Source organism: Vibrio sp. N418 (genome assembly GCF_000222565.1).
GTDB lineage: Bacteria > Pseudomonadota > Gammaproteobacteria > Enterobacterales > Vibrionaceae > Vibrio > Vibrio scophthalmi.
On the sequence record NZ_AFWD01000016.1, the window covers coordinates 79547 to 101231 of the forward strand.

20 protein-coding genes and 1 riboswitch are annotated in these 21685 nt (G+C 44.8%); of the genes, 7 read left to right on the top strand and 13 right to left on the bottom strand.

Going from position 1 to position 21685, the window contains the following annotated elements; all coding sequences use genetic code 11:
• Position 1 precedes the first annotated feature (1 nt).
• A riboswitch (cyclic di-GMP riboswitch) is annotated at positions 2-81 on the bottom strand.
• A 97-nt stretch (positions 82-178) separates the two neighbouring features.
• The 8 genes from RH86_RS02685 to dinG form a co-directional block, all read right to left on the bottom strand.
• Positions 179-1528: an HlyD family type I secretion periplasmic adaptor subunit gene (locus tag RH86_RS02685; protein WP_005599527.1), complete on the bottom strand. Its 1350-nt coding sequence runs from the start codon at positions 1526-1528 to the stop codon at positions 179-181.
• The gene (locus tag RH86_RS02690; protein WP_009384832.1) at positions 1521-3215 is read right to left on the bottom strand and encodes a type I secretion system permease/ATPase; all 1695 of its coding nucleotides are present in this window, start codon (positions 3213-3215) and stop codon (positions 1521-1523) included. Before RH86_RS02690 ends, RH86_RS02685 begins: the two co-directional genes overlap by 8 nt.
• Before the next feature lie 198 nt (positions 3216-3413).
• On the bottom strand, positions 3414-4220 hold the full coding sequence (gene xthA / locus RH86_RS02695; protein WP_005599531.1) for an exodeoxyribonuclease III: 807 nt from the start codon (positions 4218-4220) through the stop codon (positions 3414-3416).
• A 38-nt stretch (positions 4221-4258) separates the two neighbouring features.
• Positions 4259-5398, bottom strand: coding sequence for a cupin domain-containing protein (locus RH86_RS02700; RefSeq protein ID WP_009384834.1), 1140 nt, complete (start codon positions 5396-5398; stop codon positions 4259-4261).
• A gap of 11 nt (positions 5399-5409) precedes the next feature.
• Complete coding sequence (gene rsmS / locus RH86_RS02705; protein WP_009384836.1) at positions 5410-5574, bottom strand: pleiotropic regulatory protein RsmS; 165 nt, start codon at positions 5572-5574, stop codon at positions 5410-5412.
• A gap of 2 nt (positions 5575-5576) precedes the next feature.
• Positions 5577-6125, bottom strand: coding sequence for a primosomal replication protein (locus tag RH86_RS02710; RefSeq protein WP_009384838.1), 549 nt, complete (start codon positions 6123-6125; stop codon positions 5577-5579).
• A complete protein-coding gene (locus tag RH86_RS02715) occupies positions 6122-6901 on the bottom strand; it encodes a sulfite exporter TauE/SafE family protein (protein WP_005599537.1) in 780 nt (259 codons plus the stop codon). Before RH86_RS02715 ends, RH86_RS02710 begins: the two co-directional genes overlap by 4 nt.
• Before the next feature lie 74 nt (positions 6902-6975).
• Positions 6976-9048 (bottom strand): ATP-dependent DNA helicase DinG, encoded by a 2073-nt coding sequence (gene dinG, locus RH86_RS02720; RefSeq protein WP_009384841.1) that lies wholly within the window; start codon positions 9046-9048, stop codon positions 6976-6978.
• Between the two features lie 511 nt (positions 9049-9559).
• Here dinG and RH86_RS02725 point away from each other — a divergent pair.
• The gene (locus RH86_RS02725; protein ID WP_009384843.1) at positions 9560-10552 is read left to right on the top strand and encodes a porin; all 993 of its coding nucleotides are present in this window, start codon (positions 9560-9562) and stop codon (positions 10550-10552) included.
• A gap of 88 nt (positions 10553-10640) precedes the next feature.
• Positions 10641-11315, top strand: a complete 675-nt coding sequence (locus RH86_RS02730) for a DUF2057 domain-containing protein (protein ID WP_009384845.1) — start codon at positions 10641-10643, stop codon at positions 11313-11315.
• A 54-nt stretch (positions 11316-11369) separates the two neighbouring features.
• Here RH86_RS02730 and bioA read toward each other — a convergent pair whose 3' ends face one another.
• The gene (gene bioA, locus RH86_RS02735; RefSeq protein ID WP_009384848.1) at positions 11370-12656 is read right to left on the bottom strand and encodes an adenosylmethionine--8-amino-7-oxononanoate transaminase; all 1287 of its coding nucleotides are present in this window, start codon (positions 12654-12656) and stop codon (positions 11370-11372) included.
• A 163-nt stretch (positions 12657-12819) separates the two neighbouring features.
• Here bioA and bioB point away from each other — a divergent pair, with 163 nt between their 5' ends.
• The 4 genes from bioB to bioD are packed head-to-tail and all read left to right on the top strand — an operon-like array spanning position 12820 to position 16497.
• The gene (gene bioB / locus RH86_RS02740) at positions 12820-13872 is read left to right on the top strand and encodes a biotin synthase BioB (RefSeq protein WP_009384849.1); all 1053 of its coding nucleotides are present in this window, start codon (positions 12820-12822) and stop codon (positions 13870-13872) included.
• On the top strand, positions 13856-14998 hold the full coding sequence (gene bioF, locus RH86_RS02745; RefSeq protein WP_009384851.1) for an 8-amino-7-oxononanoate synthase: 1143 nt from the start codon (positions 13856-13858) through the stop codon (positions 14996-14998). The genes bioB and bioF overlap by 17 nt, the downstream gene beginning before the upstream one ends.
• A 3-nt stretch (positions 14999-15001) precedes the next feature.
• Positions 15002-15820 carry a malonyl-ACP O-methyltransferase BioC gene (bioC, locus tag RH86_RS02750; protein WP_009384853.1) on the top strand — a complete coding sequence of 273 codons (819 nt, stop codon included), beginning with the start codon at positions 15002-15004 and terminating at the stop codon, positions 15818-15820.
• A complete protein-coding gene (bioD, locus tag RH86_RS02755; protein WP_009384854.1) occupies positions 15817-16497 on the top strand; it encodes a dethiobiotin synthase in 681 nt (226 codons plus the stop codon). The genes bioC and bioD overlap by 4 nt, the downstream gene beginning before the upstream one ends.
• Positions 16498-16602: 105 nt before the next feature.
• Here the strand turns inward: bioD and RH86_RS20520 are convergent, their stop codons facing one another.
• Complete coding sequence (locus RH86_RS20520; RefSeq protein WP_005599558.1) at positions 16603-16770, bottom strand: hypothetical protein; 168 nt, start codon at positions 16768-16770, stop codon at positions 16603-16605.
• Between the two features lie 349 nt (positions 16771-17119).
• Here RH86_RS20520 and htpX point away from each other — a divergent pair, with 349 nt between their 5' ends.
• Positions 17120-17989, top strand: coding sequence for a protease HtpX (gene htpX / locus RH86_RS02760; RefSeq protein WP_006714223.1), 870 nt, complete (start codon positions 17120-17122; stop codon positions 17987-17989).
• Between the two features lie 146 nt (positions 17990-18135).
• Here the strand turns inward: htpX and purB are convergent, their stop codons facing one another.
• The 3 genes from purB to mnmA all read right to left on the bottom strand — a co-directional run bounded on the left by purB (position 18136) and on the right by mnmA (position 21423).
• A complete protein-coding gene (gene purB / locus RH86_RS02765) occupies positions 18136-19506 on the bottom strand; it encodes an adenylosuccinate lyase (RefSeq protein ID WP_009384860.1) in 1371 nt (456 codons plus the stop codon).
• Between the two features lie 150 nt (positions 19507-19656).
• Positions 19657-20274 (bottom strand): high frequency lysogenization protein HflD, encoded by a 618-nt coding sequence (gene hflD / locus RH86_RS02770; RefSeq protein ID WP_005599569.1) that lies wholly within the window; start codon positions 20272-20274, stop codon positions 19657-19659.
• A gap of 27 nt (positions 20275-20301) precedes the next feature.
• Entirely contained in the window at positions 20302-21423 is a 1122-nt protein-coding gene (gene mnmA / locus RH86_RS02775; RefSeq protein WP_005599570.1) for a tRNA 2-thiouridine(34) synthase MnmA, read from the bottom strand.
• Positions 21424-21685: the final 262 nt, after the last annotated feature.

Sequence of the window (21685 nt, forward strand, 5' to 3'; positions counted from 1 at the left end):
GTGAGGCGGCTCAGCCATCTCAATGGAATGAGACCTGCAGCTTTCCGTCCCTACCTCGCGATAGGTTTGGCTTTTCTCGTTGTTATGTTGTTTGGGATATCGCTGTACTAATCTGCTTTGTAGTGATGTAGATTGGCACTAGTAAAACAAAGGGAGATATCCCGCTCATTTCCCTTAACTAAATTTCTCGCATCGCTTTATACGCACTGACCGATAATGGACTAAGTAAGTAATCAAGCGGTGTTTTTTCATTGAGTAGTATCATTACTTCAGCGGGCATACCTGGGTATAACGTCACGTCTTGCAGTACGGCTAAATCGTCTTGATTTAGCGCGATTTGGGCAAGGTAAGCTGAAGATCCAGATGCTTGATCGGTGATTCGGTCAGCAGAAATGTGGACCAGTTTTCCCCTTACTGGCGGGGTGCGGCGAAAGTTGTACGCGGAGAGTCGAACTTGGGTATCCAGTCCAAGGTAAACCACATCGATATCTTCTGGTTTCAACAAAGCCTCTACAATCAGTTGATCTTGCTGAGGAACAATTTCCATGATTTTTTCCCCAGGCGAGATGACCGATTGCTGAGCAAATACAGAGAGGCCAACCACGACGCCTGACTGAGGCGCACGAATTTCAATTCGCTTCAGAACTTGTTGGGCATTCATCATGGCTTGATTGGTTTCGTTGATTGAACGCTCGAGTTGTTGAATCTCTTCACCAATTTGCTTGGCATAATCGAAGTCGGCATTGGTGTCTTGCAATTGTGCCTCTGAAACACCACGTTGAGCGCGATTAATCTTGATATCTAATTCCGCTAGGTTGCCGCTTAAATCGCTGTATTCTCGTTTTAAATCGAGCAAACGAGATTTGGATGTATTACCTGTCTCAAGCAGAGTTTCGTGCATTTCTAACTGCTCAGTTAAGTAAACCAAACCTTGTTCATCGGCTTGATAGCGTTTACGCAGCCCATCAAGATCGAGATTTGCTTGAGCAATTTTTTCGTTGAGGATTTTATCCTCACCACGGCGTAATGAGCGGCGTTTATCGAATAACTTCGCTTGTGTGTCGAGTATGGTTTGCACGCGAGGATCGTCTTTAAGTTCAATTAAGCGAGGATCAAATTGAATGCGTTTTTGGTCACTGAGTTCGGACTGTAATCGATTTAGTCGCGCAAGATCACTTTGCCATTGTGCACGTAAACCATAAAGTTGAGCGTGTGCTTGTGACGCATCAAGGGTGATCAATAGATCGCCTCGTTCAACCGCTTGACCATCGGCGATATGAATGGTTTTAACGATTCCCCCTTCTAGGTGTTGGATCGGCTTACGTTTTGACTCAACAATGATGACGCCTGGAGCGATCGCGGCGCTACTCAGCTTGGCAAAGGTTGCCCAGAGCATAAAGCCGAACAACATTAATAGAACAACACCAAGCGTTATTTTGCTGGTGGTACTGGGATCAAAACTCAAACTGCGTGAATCTTGATACTCGATACCTTCACTTTTTATTTGGTGAAACATAGGATCAGCCATGGGATACCGCCTGTTTTATTTCGCGCACTTTGTTTTCTTGTTCGGCAGTGATTTGTTCCGCCTTTTTCGCCGTTGTAATTTCACCTTGCTCTAGTGTTACCACCCAATCGACACACGCAATCAGCTCGCGTTGATGAGAAATCATCACCACAGCGCTACCTTGCTGTTTTTGTTGTAGGAGCAGCTGCTTGAAAGCACCGAGCCTGATGTCGTCGAGGTGGGCATTTGCTTCGTCGAAAATAAGCAGCTTAGGGCGATAGTAGAGGGCGCGGGCAATGGCGATTGCTTGCGCAAGTCCCATTGAAATAGGCAGAGCAGTGGGGCCCAACGGCGTATTATAGCCATGCTCAAGGCGGACAATATCCTGATGGATGCCGATGGCTTTGGCAGCACTGATAACGTCACTATCATTTATGTTCTGATCAAAATGGGCGATATTTTGTTTGATCGTTCCCGGCAAAAAATCAAATTTTTGTGGTACGTAACCAATGACCCCTTTTAGTTGATTGGCATCCCACTGCGGTAAGCTCGCAGTATCGATTCTCACAGAGCCTGAGCTGGGTTGTGATAAGCCGACCAATAGCTGACATAAAGCGGTTTTTCCCGAGCCATTGGCACCCATAATCATGACACGGTTGCCGGGCTCCAACTTAAGGCGAATATTTTTGAGTAGTGGTAGCTTTGCTTTTGGTGGATACCAAGAAACATTGTCAATATGGAGTGAACCATTAATGTCGCTAAACTGGGTGGTGTTATTGCTTTGAGGTAGATTGGCAAAGTAGGCGCAAATGCGTTGATTGGCGGCATTGGCATGTTGCCATGCTTGCAGAGTACTGGCCAGTTGCTCAAAAGGTTGCAGCACACGAGACATAAGAATGGAACCTGCAATAATGCCACCAGCGGACATGGTGTTTTCAATAACCAGCCAAGCACCAACAGCCATTATGGCCATCTGCAAAGTGAAACGTAGACATTTGGCGATAGAAGCCAATGTTGTTGAGGTCAAGCCAAGCTGTTGATCAAACCAGACTCTTTCTGCTGTCATGTGTTGAAATTGCTGATTGAGGCCATCGGCTAGGTATTGAGCTTGTATATTGTCACGCTGGGTGGTGGCTTGTTCGCTCGCAAAACGACACGCAGACGTTGCAACTTGTGAGTCTGCATGTTGCTGCGTTTTACTTCTATAAATATAGAGAGAAAAACCACCCACAAGTAAAACGGCGCTTAGACCGACAAACCCCACGACAGGATGGAGAAGAAACATCACCAGGAGAAATAATGGTGCCCAAATCATATCAAAGGCGAGCAAAAATGCCGGAGAGGTCATGAAGGATTTTATCTCGCGCACATCTTGCAAACTGGCGCTATTTTTACCGTTACTTATCGTCAGTCTTTGATAGAAAAAGCTGGAAATCAACGCATCTAACTTGGCTGATTTTTGGTGTAGATAACGATTTTTTAAAATGTCTAAGATAGATTGGATAATCAGTAAAAACAAAACAATCATACTGATTAAAAATAAGGTATCGAGACTTTGGCTAGTGAGTACGCGATCAAAAACTTGTAGGCTGTAAATCGGAACAACCAAAATAAGAGCGTTAAGAACAAACCCCGCCATAATAAGGGTATAGAATACCTTTTTGTTAAATGGGGTAAGTTGTTCCCAATCTTTCTTTTTGATTTCCATATCAACCAATGCTACATCGCGAAAAATTAACGCAATCCTAACATTGTAATAATCAATAGAGCGAGGAAGACAAATGGCGAATATTAGCTTTGAATAATATTCGGTAAAAATTTATGTTTTAAAATCAGGTGGATATGAAGGGTTTCCTATTTTTAAGAAACCCTTTAATTATGCAGCAATACCTTGTTGGTATTGTTTTTATTTAAACGTTGACCAAATTGGTGCGTGATCGGATGGCTTATCGATACCACGCAGAGGGTAATCAATATCGGACTCAATACAACGTTCAGCTAATGATTTTGTTGCAAGAATAACGTCAATACGTAGACCGCGATTATCATCAAAGCCACGAGAGCGGTAGTCAAACCACGAATATTTATCGGTCACGTCAGGATGAATTTGGCGGAAGGTGTCAATGAATCCCCAATCAAGTAGATCTTTTAACCATTCACGCTCTTCTAATTGGAATGAGCATTTACCCGTTTTTAGCCAACGCTTACGGTTCACTTCGCCAATACCAATATCACTATCGAGTGGACTGATATTAATATCACCCATCACGATAATTTGTTCATCGCTGCTGTGATGATCATTTAAGTAGTTCATCAGATCTTTATAAAACTGGCGCTTGTATGGGTATTTGGTTTCATGGTTGATATTGTCACCTTGAGGGAAATAGCCATTTAGCACCGTCACTTTTTCCCCCGCCGCATTTTCAAATGTTGCCATGATCATGCGTTTTTGATGTTCATCGTTATCGGTTGGAAAACCTTTTTGTACCGAAATTGGTGCTTGTTTACATAACATTGCGACGCCGTAGTGGGCTTTTTGGCCGTGATAGTAAACTTTGTAACCCATCGCTTCGACAGCTTCTAGCGGGAAAGCTTCGTCATGAACTTTGATTTCTTGTAGGCCAATGACATCAGGTTGATGTTTTTCAATTAGCGCTTCGAGTTGGTGAAGTCTTGCACGCAAGCCATTAATATTAAAAGAAACTACTTTCATGTTTGATTCCTTATCTCATTTCTTTTCGGATACGATGGTTAGGCTACGTACCAATAGCCGAGATTAATCAGCGTCATTAAGGTATGACGAGTTTTAGGTTGCAATTCGCGAGGAATGTCGTCACTGCTGAAGGATTCTTGATCGCACAGTAAGCTGATAATTTGCTTATCTTTACTATCGATATCGAAGCATTCACCATTGACGAATAACTGCTCTGAATTTCCATTGAGATAGAGAGTTTTTAATCCAGCTACCTTTTCCCAAACCGTATTTTGCATCAATAGTTGATCGATTTCTTCGAGGCTGTATTCCGGTTCGACTTCAATGATATTCATTTGGTGGCGAGATTGACTTAGCTGTGTCGCAATAAAGCGATCAATGACCTCATCATCTTCTAGAGCGTTACGCAGCATTTGCTTTAACACGTTGAGGCTTTGCGTACCAACTTGACCATGCTGAGTTTGTGCAGGAAGCGCTGGATCATGCATGTGAGTGTTGCCAATATCATGAGCGATCAGATGATCGGCAAAATGACTCAATAGCTCTTGCTCCGTCGGTGAACGGTAGCCCAGTGAATAACTCAAACTGGCTTCTAATGTTGTCCCTTCATGAGGGAACCCCGGCGGGATATAGAGCATATCGCCCGGTTGCAAAGTTTCATCGATGATTGAATCAAAGCCTTCGATTTGTCGCAGCGCACCGCCTTGAATGACTTCTTGGTATTGACCAATGTCTTTAGCGCCAACTCTCCACTCTCTTTTGCCTTGGCCTTGAATGATGAAAACATCATATTGATCGATGTGTGGGCCAACACCACCGTGAGGAGCGGAGTAGCAAACCATTACATCATCAAACAGCCATTGAGGTAGCTGCTTAAAAGGTTCGATCAGTTGTGCGGTTTCACTGTGCCAATGGTTGCAAGCCTGAACGATCAACTGGCAATGGGTTTCTGGTAAATCGTCAAAGAAAGATTCCTCGAATGGGCCGTGTTGGGCTGTCCATTGCGAATCTTTGTTGGAGACAAAACGGGAATCGATCATCTCTTCTAGCGAGAGGCCGGCAATTTCTTCAGCGGAAATTGGGTCAACAAAATCTTTGAACGCATTTTTGATCACGACCGGTTTTTTTTGCCAATAAGTTTCTAGAAACTCGGCGATGTTGATATTGAGTGTGAACATCTCTCTTTCCGTTATGCTTGGGTGGCCAGTTTGGCTTGAAGATCCGATTGGACGATTTCAAGCGCGGCTAATGCGGTTTGAGGATCCACTTCGTTGCTTTCTAATAGATAGATAAGATCGACGGCCAGCTTAATCTCATCTGGCGCATTATCGAGGCAGCTTACAGATTGCGTCATAGTTATTGATGTCTCTCACGGTAGGTAATTTGTTTTTCTAGTTTGAGCTTCGCAGCACGACAGCGTTCTAGACGCTGCTCAGTAGAAAGTAACGCTTGTTGAGCGGTTTGTTGTGCAAACGGGGGAGCACTTTCGAGTTCGGCAAGTTTATCGCGAACCATTTCCATCAGGCGTCTTTCCCAGTCTTGATGTTGGGCAAGTTCTTGATAGAGCACATTGATCGGCTTTTGGTAATGGCTATAGTGCTTCGGCTCGTTTTTACGGATTGGCTGAGTGGCGATTTCGCGTTGCAGCGCCGCCAATTGAGCGTATAAACGTTCGGTTAAATACTCGGCTCGTAATGAGGTCAGTCGACCGCTATCTTGTTCGCGAATAATCGTGTCTAGCGTTGAGTGCGTTTCTTTAACACAAGGAACCAATAAACGAGCTTTGCAGTGAAAAAGGGTTTCATCAAACAGGGGTTGATGGTGTTCATTACGTCGACGATCGATCTGTGCCGCTTGGATGGCGAGTTGGTCGAGTGTCGCGACAAGTTGTTTTAGTTGATTCATACAGCCACAAACCACGCGTTATAAGCCAGTTTTATCGCCAGTATGCTGACGACAGTAACAAAGATCGGGCGAATAAAGTTGGCGCCAAATCGGATGGCGGAGTGCGCACCAACAAAAGCGCCTGCCATCAAGCATACGCCCATTGTTAAACCGAGTACCCAATCAATATGGCCTAAGATAGCAAAAGTGATCAGCGAGGTGAAATTACTCGTGAAGTTCATCGCCTTGGCAACACCTGAGGCCACTAATATGTTGAGGCGGTAGAGTGCCATGGTACTAACGGTCCAAAAAGCACCGGTTCCAGGCCCTGCCACGCCATCATAAAAACCGAGAATGACGCCTTGGCCAACCTGTTTTTTATGAAAGGTAGGGCAGGGTGGTGGTGGTTCATTACTGCTATTTTTCGGTGTTTTATGCCAAATGGTATAAATAGCAGCGGCTAAAATGATCAGAGGCAGCGTTTTTTCAAGCCATTGGGTGCTAATCGAGTCCACTACCAGCGTACCAATAATCGCGCCAATAAAGGTTGCAACGAAAGAGCGTCCCCAACAACGAGGATTGAATAAGCGTTTTCTATAGTAGGTAAAGGCCGCAGTAGAAGAGGCGAAACTGGCCGCAAGTTTGTTGGTGCCAAGCGCAACATGTGGCGGTAACCCGAGAGAAAGGAGGGCAGGCACGGTTAACATGCCACCCCCACCAGCAACAGCATCAATAAATCCAGCAAAAAATGCGACAAGCGCTAATACCAACAACATGGTTGGCTCTAACATTTCCATTTAGTCTTCTTCTTTGTCCGTGGTTCTATTTTTATATCGGCTAGATCGTATGTCGCTAGCTTGTACCACTTAATTTATTCAATGATTCGTTTGAACGGAGGTAATGAGTCCAGTAGTGATTGACCATAGCGTTTAGTCACGATACGCCGATCAAGAATAATCACTTTGCCACAATCTCTTTCTTTACGTATTAAACGTCCCACCGATTGAATCAACTTTTTGCTCGCGTCAGGTACAGTAATTTGCATAAAAGGATTACCGCCTTTTTGCTCAATGTACTCTGCGTGAGCTTGTTCTACGGGTGAAGTCGGTACGCCAAACGGAATCTTAGTGATTATCAAGTTTTCTAATAACTCGCCGGGAAGATCTAACCCCTCGGAGAAGCTACCAGTCCCAAACAATATGCTGGTTTTTTGACATTGCACTAAGGTTTTATGTTTATTGAGAATTTCAGTACGCGACTCTTTCCCCTGAACTTGTAAAGCCCAACCTTTTTTTATAAATAGAGATTCAAGTGCTTGCGCGACCTGATTCATCTGCCAGTAAGAAGAGAATAAAACTAAGTTGGCCTGTTTGTCTTCAATTAGGTTAGGCAGAATATCAATAAGATATTCCGTAAATTCACTCGCTTGCGGTTCATACTTCATTTTTGGTATGTGTAATTCCGCTTGATTCTGATAATCAAACGGTGAAGCGAGCGCCAGAAAGCGAGTGCCATCCTCGTTTTTCTCACTGATACCGGCTTGACGACAAAAGAAGCTAAACGAGTTGAGTGCGCGCATTGTCGCTGACACCAATACAGCGCCTAAGCAGCGGCTCCAAATTTGCTGATCTAACTGCCAGCCAACTTCTAACGGTGACACATTCACAACAAAATCACTTTCTCGCTCAGGGCTGACGGCTAACCAACGTGCCAGTGGGGCGCCTTTTTCACGCTGTGGCTCTGCCATTAGGCGCCAAACTTGGGCGAGGTTATCCATACGTTGGATATAGAAACCCAGTTCAGCCAGCGCTGGTTCAGCAAGACGCGCAGCAATTTCACCCTCTTTAACACGTTCGGCAATCAGGTCAGCAATTTTAGCGGTGGCTTGTGCGCCTTTATGTGACAGGATTTTTAGCTGCTTTGATTCTTCTTCTAACCAACTCGGCAATTCACCGTGTTCAAAACGGTAGAGACCATCAACAAAGTGGGCAGGATCGAAACGGCCTGATAACTGTGTTAATGAGGGGATCAGTTGTTGGATTGAATCTTGAAGTTCATTACGAAAGCGACTTACGCGCTTTTCATCCGCCAAGTTGGCAAACTTGGTCACCGACTGGTTAAGGCGTTCCAACCATGTTGCTGCGCCTTTTAGGCTAGCGGCGGCCGAGGAGTGATCTCGCGCGACATGCGGCAGGTGGTGCGCTTCATCGAACACATAAATGGTATTTTCAGGTTCAGGTAAGATTACGCCACCACCAAGATCGGCATCCGCCATCACTAAGCTGTGATTGGCAATGATAACGTCGGCCTTGTCGAGCTCTGAACGGGCTTTTTGGAAAGGGCAGCCTCGATGTGAGGGCATACTGTTGTTGCAGCTATGCTTATCACTGATGATATGCAGCCATAACTCGTCGTCAATGGTTTTTGGCCATGAGTCACGGTCACCATCCCACTTGCCTTGTTGGAATGCTTTATGTAAGCGCTCAAGCAGTTCGATATCTTTCTTCTTTGGCTTAGATTCAAACATAGCGAGTTGACCGCCGTCAGCGCCACAGGCGGTCGCGAGCTTTTCAGCGCAGCAATAGCGTTGTCGGCCTTTGGCAAGCTGGAATGAAAACTCACGGTCGGTGATACGACGAAATAGAGGTAAGTCTTTATCGATTAACTGTTCTTGCAGCGCCACGGTTGCAGTCGAAATCACTACCTTGCGGTTACTTTGTACCGCAACCGGTATGGTGGCCATCAGATAGGCGAGTGATTTTCCGATCCCTGTTCCTGCCTCAGCGACAATCATACGGTTTGATTTATGGTACTCACCGCACAATGTTTTGGTAATTTCTGCAACAAGGTAGTTCTGTGCTCGACGGGGGACAAAGTTATCCAGTTGAGCTTGGAGGTTTTGATAACTTTTACGAATTGATTGCTGTATTTTACTGTTTGACATACGGGCGCCTTTCTCACGGAAAGCGAGTGTAGCACACTTATCTAAGCGTTACGTAGTTCACGAAATAGAATCCTTTTCAGCTAAATCTCGATCTCCTTCACAAAAAAAGATTGAACCTTCATGAACTTAGAATTAATTCTAAATGTGAAAAATATCCTCAAGCAAAATGACATCAAAAATAGCACAAAATCCTGTCTTGGTGATTTTTGTCGCATAAATTAAGGTTAATGCACTGATTTTGCGACGTACTTCATCTAGTGATAAAAGCATCATAATGGTTAGAAGTTAATCGAAAAATGGAGTGTAAATTATGTAAATTACTGTTTTTAATAGTTTTTATGTTTTTTTATATTTGGTTTTTATAAGATTTGACACGCAGAATAATCTTTTGCAATCTAGGCTTCGAAATTTGAGAGCGGTGATATTGAGCCATTAAAGAGCACAAATCGCCACCAAACATAAAGGGAACCGGATACGGATTTCCTCTCTAAAGAAAAGGCAGTGGATTATTATGAAAAAGACTCTAGTAGCTCTTTCAGTACTTTTTGCAGCAACATCTGCACAAGCGATCGAACTTTACAACCAAGATGGCGTAACAGTTGATCTAGTTGGTGATATCGAAGTTACTTACCAAAACTCTTTCTCTGACAGCTCAATGAAGCAACAAATTGAAGATGCAGATTTCGGTTTTGATGCTCGTTACGCTCTAAACGAAGAATTTACTTTCGGTGCTTTCTGGGGTTACGACGGCTCTGATTCTAACAACGCAGAAGTAACTCGCAGCGGCGACATCTACGTAGCGCTTTACTCTCAAACTTACGGTTCTATCAAGTTTGGTCGCCTATGTACTGCTGTCGATGACCTAGGTGGCATCACTAGCGATTACCAGTTTGACGTAAACAAACTGTACAACGGTGCGTCTGGTGACTTCGCATGTCATGACGAAGCAATCCGTTACGATTACGACAACGGTTCTTTCTACACTACTCTTGGCTTCGTACAAGACAAGATGGGTAACCCAGACGTGTTTAAACTAGGCGACACTGGTGTTTCAGTAGTTGAAGCAACAGACGTAAACTACTACGACTCTCGCTTCGGTTACCGTGTAGCTGATTTTGACCTATCTGCTTTCTACGCAAACCTAGACCACAAAGAAGCTGGTAAACATGACGAGCACGCTTACGGTTTTGAAGTTGATTACGCTGGTCTAGAAAGCATCCGTCTAGGTCTTGGTTACTACGCTACTGATCTTGATGGCGAAGGCGAAGATGCAGACGTTTACACGTTTGGTGCTGACTACTACCTAGGCAAATGGACATTCGCAACTGCTTACTCTCTAGCTGCACAACAAAATGCTGAAGACGTAAACAGCTGGTTCCTAAACGCGGGTTACAACCTAGCGCCTAACACTACAGTTTACGCTGAAGTTGCTGGTAACGACGGTAAAACTGATGGCCGTGACAACACAACAGCAATGGCTGTAGGTGTTAAAGCATCATTCTAAGAATGCGCTAACATAGTTATACTAAAAGCCACCTTCGGGTGGCTTTTTCAATTTAAATTATAAAACAGAGATTTATAAGGAGCTTTCTTTGAACGCTAAAGGTTTTATTGCGCTTGCGGTTACGTTACTTGCACTTCCTCTTCATGCTGCGGAGGTTACAGCAAGTCGCGGTGTTTCTATTTTGTATATCAACGGTCAAGCGGCTGAGCAAAAAATAGGTATCAATGAGGTTGGTGAAGGATTTACTCAGGTTGTTGTCCGTTTAGATGACAAATTAGGTAAAGGAAATGTGTTTACTTCAAAACCTTATGTGATCAATTTTGATGCTCAAGATAAAGGTTACAAAATCACGCTTCCTAAGTTTTACAGTGAGATGGCTGCTACTGAAGAGTTTTCGAAAGCAAAACCGGGTTGGGGTGTCGAAGTGAATGGCCAAGAGGTTGAATTTACACAAACAGTTCTTGAAGGTAAAAAGGGTTTTATGCCTTACGCGGGCATGGAAAACTTGATTGCTGAGCACAACAAACAACGTGGTATTTACTTTAATAATGGTGAGCTTGTGGATGCGCCAGCAGCGGCTGAATTGGCTCCAGTAGCTGTTGCGACTACATCGGCAGTAGCCACTGCGAATAGCACTGCAAAAGCAACTACTCAAGCACCTAAAGCTGTAGTGAAGAATGTTGAACAGCTAAAAGCTTGGTATTTGAAAGCCAGTAAAGAAGAACGTAAAGAGTTCCGTCGTTGGATGATCGATCAAGAGTAATTGAGTTCGATAAACAGATTTTAAAGGGTTGGCACAGTGCCAACCCTTTTTCGTTTACGAGTGGGATTGAAAGCACTCAGGGCGATTTAATGCACTGTGGATCGCTGCAATCAGTGTGTCGATTTGTTGTGGCGTACTAATAAATGGCGGCATCATATAAATCAGTTTACCAAACGGGCGAATCCAAACCCCTTGCTCAACAAAGTGCGCTTGGATGGTTTCCATATTCACCGCGCTGGTGGCTTCGACAACCCCAATCGCGCCGAGCCAGCGAACCTCTTTAACTAAAGGGTGATCGGCTAAAAGCGGCAGTTGCTGTGCAAATTGGGTTTCAATCGCTTGCGTTTGTGCTTGCCATTCTCCTTGCGCAAGAATCTCCATGCTGGCGTTGGCAACTGCACAGGCGAGGGGATTGCCCATAAAGGTAGGCCCATGCATAAAGCAACCTGCTTTCCCACCGCAAACCGTATTGGCAACATGCGAGGTGGTCAGCGTGGCAGAAAGTGTCATGTAACCGCCGGTGAGTGCTTTGCCTAAACAGAGTATATCGGGTTCGATTTGCGCATGTTCATACGCAAACAACTTGCCTGTGCGGCCAAATCCTGTCGCGATTTCATCTAAGATCAGCAACACGCCAAATTCATCACATAAACGGCGTACACCCTGTAAAAATTTTGGGTGATAAATACGCATCCCGCCAGCACCTTGCACGATTGGCTCTAAGATCACCGCTGCAATATCGCGGTGGTGCAGGGTAAGTTTGGCTTTAAAGTCATCGAGATCACTCTCATCCCATTGTTGCCAAAAACCGGTTTTTGGCGATTGAGCAAAGATATGTTGAGGCAGAAAGCCTTTGTAGAGCGAGTGCATTGAATTATCAGGATCGGTGACAGACATCGCCGCGAAGGTATCGCCATGATAACCATCACGCAGGGTAAGAAATTGGCTGCGCGATTCGCCTTTTGCTTGCCAATATTGCAATGCCATTTTTAGGCTAACTTCGACAGCCACTGAACCTGAGTCGGCGAGAAAAACATGCTGGAGAGGCTCGGCTGTCATTGCGACCAACTGCTTACATAAATCGATTGCTGGTTGATGAGTAATGCCACCAAACATGACATGGGACATCTGATCGATTTGATGATGAGCAGCTTGGTTAAGATGCGGATGATTGTAACCATGGATGGTTGACCACCAAGAGGACATACCATCGATTAACTCACGACCATCTTCTAATTGTAGATACACGCCATGGGCGCGACTGACAGGATAGCAGGTCAGAGGTGTCAGGGTTGAGGTGTAGGGATGCCAGATATGACTACGATCAAACGCTAAGTCCATAAGTACTTCCATGATTTGTTTGTGCGATAAATAATCAGTTGTAAACTTTGATTTTTCATTTGTGTTGACAGTCTAACGTCTGTGGTTAGACTAGCCAAGAGCAAAATTCAAGTGAGCACTCTAGTTTCATCATGAACTAGCAGGGATATAAAAAGGAAAACACGTGGAAGTTCGTCATAACTGGACTGTTGCAGAAGTGCAGCAGCTAATGGAAAAGCCGTTCATGGATCTGTTGTTTGAAGCACAATTGGTTCATCGTCAATTTCAGCAACATAATTATGTACAGGTCAGTACGTTGCTCTCAATTAAAACGGGCGCTTGTCCAGAAGATTGCAAATATTGCCCACAGAGTGCTCGTTATACGACTGATGTTGAAAAAGAACGTTTGATGGAAGTTGAACGCGTTCTAGATGCGGCGCAAAAAGCCAAAAGTGCAGGTTCCACTCGTTTTTGCATGGGTGCAGCGTGGAAAAATCCGAAAGAGCGCGATATGCCCCATCTAACGGAAATGATCAAAGGTGTGAAGGGCATGGGTTTAGAAACGTGTATGACCTTGGGCATGCTCACGCCAGATCAGGCGGAAAAACTCGCTGGGGCCGGCCTTGATTACTACAACCACAATCTTGATACCTCGCCAGAGTTTTACGGCAATATTATTACTACGCGTACTTACCAAGATCGTCTTGATACCTTATCTCACGTGCGTGATGCGGGAATGAAAATCTGCTCCGGTGGCATTATCGGCATGGGAGAAAGTGCCAGTGATCGTGCCGGTCTTTTGGTTGAGTTAGCAAACTTACCCACTCACCCTGAAAGTGTACCGATTAATATGTTGGTTAAGGTAAAAGGCACGCCACTAGAAACTGTTGATGATGTTGAACCGTTCGACTTTATCCGCCTTATTGCGATTGCCCGAATTATGATGCCGCAGTCAGCAGTTCGCCTATCTGCAGGGCGTGAAAACATGAATGAGCAGATGCAAACCTTATGCTTTATGGCGGGCGCGAATTCGGTTTTCTATGGTTGCAAACTCCTGACTACACCAAACCCGTCTGAAGACAAAGATATGCAGCTATTTAACAAGCTGGGAATCAATAGTCAGCAAGTGTCGCAACGTCCTGATGAGATCGAAGAAAACGAATTGCTTGATCGCGTTGTGGAACGGGTAGCAGCAAGACCTTCGGCGGATGATCTTTTTTATGAAGCTAACGTTTGATCAGCGCATAAGCCAAGCTCTTGCTGAACGGCAAAAGCATGGACTTCAGCGACAACTGACGCGTTTGGAGTGCGCCAATACCGCCAAATTATACCAAGATGATCAGAGTTATATTAACTTTTCCAGTAATGATTATTTGGGGCTAGCGAGTGATGTAGAGCTGGCAGGAGTCTGGAAAAAAGGCATTGATCGGTTTGGTAATGGCAGCGGTGCTTCTCCACTGGTTACTGGGTTTAGTCATGCTCATCAAGCACTAGAGCAGCGTTTATGCCAATGGTTGGGTTACTCGCGCGCGATTTTATTTAGTTCGGGATTTTCTGCCAACCAAGCGTTGATTTTTGCTTTGCTGCAAAAAGGCGATTTATTGCTGCAAGATAAACTCAATCACGCCTCATTAATGGAAGCGGGTATGTTGTCAGAAGCGACAATGAAACGCTTTAAGCACAATAACCTCACTCATCTACAGCATATTATCGAAGATCATTCGTTAGTCATGACTGAAGGCGTCTTTAGTATGGATGGCGACCTCGCACCTTTGCGAGCGATGGCGGACATCACTGGTGATAAAGCGTGGTTGGCGGTGGATGATGCCCACGGTATTGGTGTGTTAGGTCAACAGGGTCGTGGCAGTTGTGATCAGGCGAAAATCAAACCCCAGTTATTGGTAGTGACATTTGGTAAAGCCTTTGGTTTATCAGGGGCGGCGATACTGTGTGATGAGCCAACGGGGGACTACCTCACTCAATTTGCTCGTCATCATGTTTATTCCACGGCGATCCCTCCTAGCCTCGCATACACCCTGACTCATGCCATCGATATGATTGATAGCCAGCAATGGCGTCGCGATAAACTCCAACAGCTGCAAGCGTGTTATCACGATCTGTGTGGACAACTACCAGGCTATGTCGATACTCAAACACCGATCAAGCCGTTATTAGTTGGATCTACTGAGAGAGCATTGTCGCTGGCAACGCGACTTAGAGAGAAGGGCTTCTGGCTAACCGCGATAAGGCCGCCGACCGTTCCTGTCGGCAGTGCGAGATTGAGAATAACCTTAACGGCGAATCACACTCTAGAACAAGTGGCTCAGTTGGCCTCTGAGTTGAAATTGGCGTTGGAGAACTGATTGATGAATCCTGCTTTACGAGTCGATGGACTCGATATGGATGTAAGTTATATCGATAAGACCGCGATTGCCGACGCGTTTGGCAAAGCGGCATTAGGCTATGATCAGCACGCCGCTTTCCAGCGTGAGGTGGGGACACGTTTGATCAACCAATTACCGAGCGATCTCTCCTCTTATCGTATTCTCGATGTCGGTTGTGGGACAGGCTATTTTAGTCAGCAGTTAAGAGATCGAGGGGCAGAGGTCGTTGCGTTTGATCTCTCGTGGGCGATGTTGCAGCAAGCTAAAAATCGTTGCGGGGACGAAAGAGTCCACTATCAGCAGGGCGATGCAGAGCAATTGCCTTTTGCTGATAATCAATTCGATTATGTTTTTTCAAGTTTGGCGTTGCAATGGTGCCAAGATCTTGCGGTGCCACTGCGAGAAATGCGCAGAGTCACCAAACCCGGTGGACAGCTGTTGTTTTCGACTTTGTTAGATGGCTCTTTACGCGAACTTAAACAGGCTTGGGCGAAAATTGACACATATCAACACGTCAACGATTTTATCTCACTCAATCAGGTAAATATTGCGTTAGCTCAATCTCACTGTCATACCCATCACTTAGACTTGCCAGCAATTGTGGTTTGGTATGATTCTGCACTTGGCTTGATGCGAGATTTAAAAGGCATTGGGGCAAATCATGTTGTAGGGCGTTCTCAAGGTTTAACGAGTCGACATTCGTTGAGACAGCTTGAGCGCGAATATCAGATCTTTCGTCAAGAACATCAGGGTCTTCTACCCGCAACATATCAGGTTTGTTTGGGGATAATTAATCTATGATTGATGCATTTTTTATTGCAGGTACGGATACCGATGTTGGGAAAACAGTCGCATCAAAAGCGATTTTGAACGCGTTAGCGGCAAAGAATTTACAGACGATAGGCTATAAGCCTGTTGCGGCCGGTAGCGAAAAAACAGAACAAGGCATGCGCAACTCAGACGCCTTATATCTACAGAATGCCGCGACGGTTGAAGTTGATTATGCGGATGTAAACCCTTATGCGCTTGAGCTGCCGGCTTCGCCACATATTGCGGCTAAGCGTGAAAATGTCGTGATTGATTATGCGGTATTAAGTGAGAAGCTTGCTCAACACAAGCAAAACTCAGACATCGTATTGGTTGAAGGCGCGGGTGGTTGGCGCGTTCCTGTTTCCGATACGGATTGCCTATCAACTTGGGTTCAGCAAGAGAAGTTGCCTGTCGTTTTAGTTGTTGGCATTAAATTAGGTTGCTTAAGTCATGCATTGCTGACCTTGGATGCAATCAAAGCCGATGGCCTTGAGTTAGCCGGTTGGGTGGCGAACCGCATTAACCCAGGTACGGAAAACTACGCGGAAATCATTGAAATGCTGGAGCAAAAAATCAGTGCGCCAAAAATTGGTGAAATCCCGTATGTACCCGCAGTAAAGAGAAAAGATCTCGCTAAGTATATTGATGTTTCTCCACTACTTGCGTAGAAATACCGGTTGATAAAAGAAGCGTTCGAAAAAAGAAAGGCTGCCATTTGGCAGCCTTTTTTTATCAAATAAGTGTACACCAACCAGATTATGGCAGTGGTGGTATTACATCTCAGCGGTCATGCCAAACAGGGCTGATTGCGTTTCTGCAACGCGCTGCTGCATTTGTTGATCAGTGGTTAAGCCTAGTTGTTGCTTTGCTTCATCTTCAGTAATGCCAAGGTGACAGCACAAAAGATCGATAGCCATTTGATAGTTATTTGTTTCAACCATTTTGCATTCCTTTGACGTTGTTGCATGAAATATAGATACAAGCGAAATAACTGTATCTTTAGAAATTTAGCACTTTTCTCGTGGTCTACAATAAGACCAAAGTCTAACGTCTTGGGCCGTATTCTGCCGTTTATCTGTTTTGTGGCGGTTGAGCTTTTAATTTAAGGTGCAAACAAATGTTTCAATTTACTTCTAGCCCTTGTGTTTAAAGTGATTAGACTATATCTATATGCTAACCGGATGAGTGGAATCAGATGGTAGACTAAAGGCTGCGGTGTAATTTATCTTTAACTCGATATGCTATGCACGTTAGCCACTAACAAAAAGCTTTCTGTTTCGGAGAAAAGTAATGAAACGAGTCATGTTATTCCTTGCAACCAACTTAGCCGTCGTCTTGGTTTTAAGTGTTGTTCTGAATATTGTTTATGCTGTTACGGGGATGCAGCCTGGTAGTCTATCTGGCCTATTGGTCATGGCTGCTGTATTTGGTTTTGGTGGTTCATTTATCTCATTGATGATGTCAAAGGGTATGGCCCTACGCTCAGTTGGCGGCATGGTGATTGAGAGCCCACGTAATGAAACTGAACATTGGTTGCTAGAAACGGTTCGCCGCCAATCTCAACAAGTTGGTATTGGTATGCCAACGGTCGCGATCTACGAATCGGGTGATATTAACGCATTTGCGACAGGTGCTAAGCGTGATGATTCGCTAGTGGCTGTTTCTACTGGTCTACTACACAATATGACTCGTGACGAAGCTGAAGCGGTTCTTGCACACGAAGTGAGTCACATTGCGAACGGTGACATGGTGACAATGACCTTGATGCAAGGTGTGGTGAATACCTTTGTTATTTTCCTATCGCGCTTTATCGCTAACATCGTTTCATCGAACAGTGATGAAGAAGGTGAAGGTGGTAGCAACATGATGGTTTACTTCGGTGTTTCGATGGTGCTTGAACTGGTGTTTGGTTTCTTAGCGAGCTTCTTGACGATGTGGTACAGCCGCCATCGTGAGTTTTATGCCGATGCTGGTGCTGCTCAATTGGTCGGCAAAGAGAAAATGATCGCTGCGCTAGAGCGTTTGAAAATGAGCCACGAATCTCAACTTGAAGGCTCAATGATGGCATTTGGTATTAATGGTAAAGCGTCAATGACTGAACTGCTAATGAGCCACCCGCCATTAGACAAACGTATTGCAGCACTGCGTAACGGTTTGTAACGATTTAGTTAACCTCATCAATTTACGACAAAAGGCTTGGATAAACTCCAAGCCTTTTTTGTGATATTGTTTACCTGCTGAATAAAAAACAAAAAGGGTTGCCCTAGAAGACTAGGGCAACCCTTTTGCGGTATTTCTAATGGCGATTACAGCTTGTCAGTTAGCTCGATTGCTTGACCGATGTAGTTCGCTGGTGTCATCTCTTTAAGACGCGCTTTCTCGTGCTCAGGAAGCTCAAGACCGTCAATAAAGTTACGCATCGCTTCACCATCAACACGCTTACCACGAGTAAGCTCTTTCAGCTTCTCATATGGCTTTTCAATGCCGTAACGACGCATAACGGTTTGTACTGGCTCAGCCAATACTTCCCAGTTACGGTCAAGCTCAGCAAGTAGCGCTTCACGGTTTACTTCAAGCTTGCTGATGCCTTTTAGTGTTGAAGTGTAAGCAATGATTGCGTAGCCAACACCTACACCTAGGTTACGTAGAACGGTTGAGTCGGTTAGGTCACGCTGCCAGCGAGAAATAGGCAGTTTTTGCGCTAGGTGACCAAATACTGCGTTCGCTAGACCAAGGTTGCCTTCTGAGTTTTCAAAATCGATTGGGTTTACTTTGTGCGGCATGGTTGAAGAACCAATTTCGCCAGCAATGGTTTTTTGCTTAAAGTGACCCAGTGCAATGTAACCCCAAACATCACGATCAAAGTCGATTAGGATGGTATTGAAACGTGCCACTGCATCAAATAGCTCAGCGATGTAATCGTGAGGTTCGATTTGCGTAGTGTATGGATTCCAAGTCACTCCGAGTGATTCAGTGATGAACTCTTCACTGAATTTGTGCCAATCTAATTCTGGGTAAGCCGAAAGGTGAGCGTTGTAGTTACCTACTGCGCCGTTGGTTTTAGCTAGAATTTCAACATTCTCGATTTGCTTGTATTGACGTTCCATACGGTAAGCAACGTTCGCCATCTCTTTACCCATGGTAGAAGGAGATGCTGGTTGGCCGTGGGTACGTGATAGGAAAGGAATATCACGGTACTCAGCAGCAAGCTTGCTGATTGCGTCAATTAGGTTGCGGATTTCTGGAAGAATCACGGTTTCACGTGCTTCTTTAAGCATAAGAGCGTGAGAAGTGTTGTTGATGTCTTCAGAAGTACAAGCAAAGTGAATGAATTCGTTTACTGCGTGTAGTTCAGGAATACCAGCAACTTTTTCCTTAAGGAAGTACTCAACCGCTTTAACATCGTGGTTTGTGGTACGTTCGATCTCTTTGATGCGTAGTGCGTCTGCTTCAGAAAAGTTTTCTGCAAGGTTATCTAGGAATTGATTTGCTTCCGCGCTAAATGCTGGAACTTCCGCAATTTCAGCGGTAGCAGCAAGCTTTTGTAACCAGCGGATTTCAACGATAGTACGGTACTTCAATAGACCGTATTCACTGAAAATTTCGCGTAACGCAATCGTCTTGCTTCCGTAACGACCGTCTACTGGTGAAACAGCTGTCAATGCTGACAATTCCATGATTTTCTCCTGAATTGGGTTTCTAAAATTCGTGTGCTTTATACCAATAACTGTGGCAATTGTCACGAACATTGCGCAAACGTTTGCGCAAGGGTTGTCTGATTTAAAAAAATAAGCTCGCAATTGATGCGAGCTCTTATTTAATTTTATTTACATGCGAGCGAGTAGAATCTGCGCCTGCTCAATCATTTTCTTGCGACCAAAAATTAAGTGGCGGCGTTTTCCGCCGACTTGACGCCACAATACCGCACAACGAATACCAGAAAGTAACAAGGCGCGTACTTTATTTTGATTGCTCGACTGTTGCAGTACAGATGGTGTGCCAGTCACTTGAATTCGAGGGCCTACAGGGCTAACGACATCAAGATAAACGCTCGCTAAGTTGCTCATCATTTGTTCGTCAGTCAACGAATAATGGTCAGCTTGTCTTTCAAGCATTTTGATGCGGTCACCAAGCTGAGACATGGCATCATTACGGCTACTTAGTTTGCGCTCAAGCGCCATTAAACTAATGATATAACGCGTAATTTCACTGCCAGCAGGAGTGCTGTCAATGCCTTTTACTAGACACTCTAAGCCAAGTTTTAAATCGGCCTCGCGGCCGAATACGCTCACGGTATTGCTTGGGTTAGTGTTTAGTATCGCCTTTAGTGAAGTTTCAAACGCGTCTGAGTCACAATGGCCGTTTTTTGCTGCTTGCTGAACTAAAGCGACTGCTTGGCAGATACCAGCAAATGCGATGGTACGGTCATAAAGAGTATTCGCCACGTAGAGTTACTCCTAGTTATACGTCAATTAAATGCGTTGTTCGATGATACCACCACCAAGACAAACATCACCTTGGTAGAATACAGCGGATTGCCCAGGGGTTACCGCGACTTGTGGTTCGTCAAAGATCACTTTGATGGTTTCATCATCGACCGGAATGATAGTGCACGCGATGTCAGTTTGACGATAACGTGTTTTCACTGTGCATTTTAACGGTTCTTTAATCGGGGTGCGATCTACCCAGTGTAATTGTGATGCAACCAACCCATTAGATTTCAAAAGTGGGTGGTCAGCACCTTGCACTGCAATAAGCACGTTACGTTTTAGATCTTTTTCTGCTACGTACCAAGGTTCTTCGTTACCGCCGCCGCCTTTTTGGCCACCAATATGTAAGCCTTTGCGTTGACCTAATGTGTGGTACATCAAACCTTGGTGTTCGCCGATTACTTGACCTTCAGGTGTTTCGATTTTACCCGGTTGCGCCGGTAGGTAACGACCAAGGAAGTCAGTAAACTTACGCTCACCAATAAAACAGATACCGGTGGAGTCTTTTTTCTTCGCTGTGATCAGGCCTTGTTCTTCCGCAATACGGCGAACTTCAGGTTTTTCAATCTGACCTACAGGGAATAGACTACGGCCAACTTGTTCGTGACTTAGCGTGTACAAGAAGTAGCTTTGGTCTTTGTTGCTGTCTTTACCACGTAGCATTTGCGGTTTTTCACCGTTTTGTGGGAAAGAGCGATCAACATAGTGACCCATGGCGATGTAATCGGCATCAAGAACTTCGTCAGCGTACTCTAAGAACGCTTTAAACTTGATTTCTTTGTTACAAAGAATATCCGGGTTTGGGGTGCGACCTGCTTTGTATTCTTCCAGGAAGTACTCAAACACGTTGTCCCAATACTCTGCGGCAAAGTTAATTTTGTGCAGATGGATGCCAAGCTTGTCACAAACTTCCTGCGCGTCGGCCAGATCTTGGGCCGCGGTACAGTATTCTTCGTTGTCGTCTTCTTCCCAGTTCTTCATGAAAAGACCCTCGACTTGATAGCCTTGTTCTTTTAGAAGATACGCGGAAACCGATGAATCAACACCGCCAGACATACCAACGATGACTTTCTTTTGACTGTTGTCAGTACAGTTCTCAGACATTGCTTAACACCACAAAAATTTACTGGAGGCAGATTCTAACAGAAAGCATTTCACGGTGACAGATCCGAGATCGAAATCACACTTCGAATTTAAGGGATTTTAACCACTTTGCTTAAAGAGTCTGCATTAACGATTAATGATATAGCTGTTTTACTTGATGTTACCGTGGTATGGGCTTTGCCTTGTTGTGCTCGCTGCCGGATGTCTCTGGCCTTTCGGGGGCACTCGTGCCAGCGGTTAAATGTTCAAGTAATTTGGGTAT

Bases quoted from the DNA above. Each gene is read 5' to 3' on its own strand.
- RH86_RS02685 (WP_005599527.1), bottom strand. From the start codon at position 1,528: ATGGCTGATCCTATGTTTCACCAAATAAAAAGTGAAGGTATCGAGTAT.
- RH86_RS02690 (WP_009384832.1), bottom strand. From the start codon at position 3,215: ATGGAAATCAAAAAGAAAGATTGGGAACAACTTACCCCATTTAACAAA.
- xthA (WP_005599531.1), bottom strand. From the start codon at position 4,220: ATGAAAGTAGTTTCTTTTAATATTAATGGCTTGCGTGCAAGACTTCAC.
- RH86_RS02700 (WP_009384834.1), bottom strand. From the start codon at position 5,398: ATGTTCACACTCAATATCAACATCGCCGAGTTTCTAGAAACTTATTGG.
- rsmS (WP_009384836.1), bottom strand. From the start codon at position 5,574: ATGACGCAATCTGTAAGCTGCCTCGATAATGCGCCAGATGAGATTAAG.
- RH86_RS02710 (WP_009384838.1), bottom strand. From the start codon at position 6,125: ATGAATCAACTAAAACAACTTGTCGCGACACTCGACCAACTCGCCATC.
- RH86_RS02715 (WP_005599537.1), bottom strand. From the start codon at position 6,901: ATGGAAATGTTAGAGCCAACCATGTTGTTGGTATTAGCGCTTGTCGCA.
- dinG (WP_009384841.1), bottom strand. From the start codon at position 9,048: ATGTCAAACAGTAAAATACAGCAATCAATTCGTAAAAGTTATCAAAAC.
- RH86_RS02725 (WP_009384843.1), top strand. From the start codon at position 9,560: ATGAAAAAGACTCTAGTAGCTCTTTCAGTACTTTTTGCAGCAACATCT.
- bioA (WP_009384848.1), bottom strand. From the start codon at position 12,656: ATGGACTTAGCGTTTGATCGTAGTCATATCTGGCATCCCTACACCTCA.
- bioF (WP_009384851.1), top strand. From the start codon at position 13,856: ATGAAGCTAACGTTTGATCAGCGCATAAGCCAAGCTCTTGCTGAACGG.
- bioC (WP_009384853.1), top strand. From the start codon at position 15,002: ATGAATCCTGCTTTACGAGTCGATGGACTCGATATGGATGTAAGTTAT.
- bioD (WP_009384854.1), top strand. From the start codon at position 15,817: ATGATTGATGCATTTTTTATTGCAGGTACGGATACCGATGTTGGGAAA.
- RH86_RS20520 (WP_005599558.1), bottom strand. From the start codon at position 16,770: ATGGTTGAAACAAATAACTATCAAATGGCTATCGATCTTTTGTGCTGT.
- htpX (WP_006714223.1), top strand. From the start codon at position 17,120: ATGAAACGAGTCATGTTATTCCTTGCAACCAACTTAGCCGTCGTCTTG.
- purB (WP_009384860.1), bottom strand. From the start codon at position 19,506: ATGGAATTGTCAGCATTGACAGCTGTTTCACCAGTAGACGGTCGTTAC.
- mnmA (WP_005599570.1), bottom strand. From the start codon at position 21,423: ATGTCTGAGAACTGTACTGACAACAGTCAAAAGAAAGTCATCGTTGGT.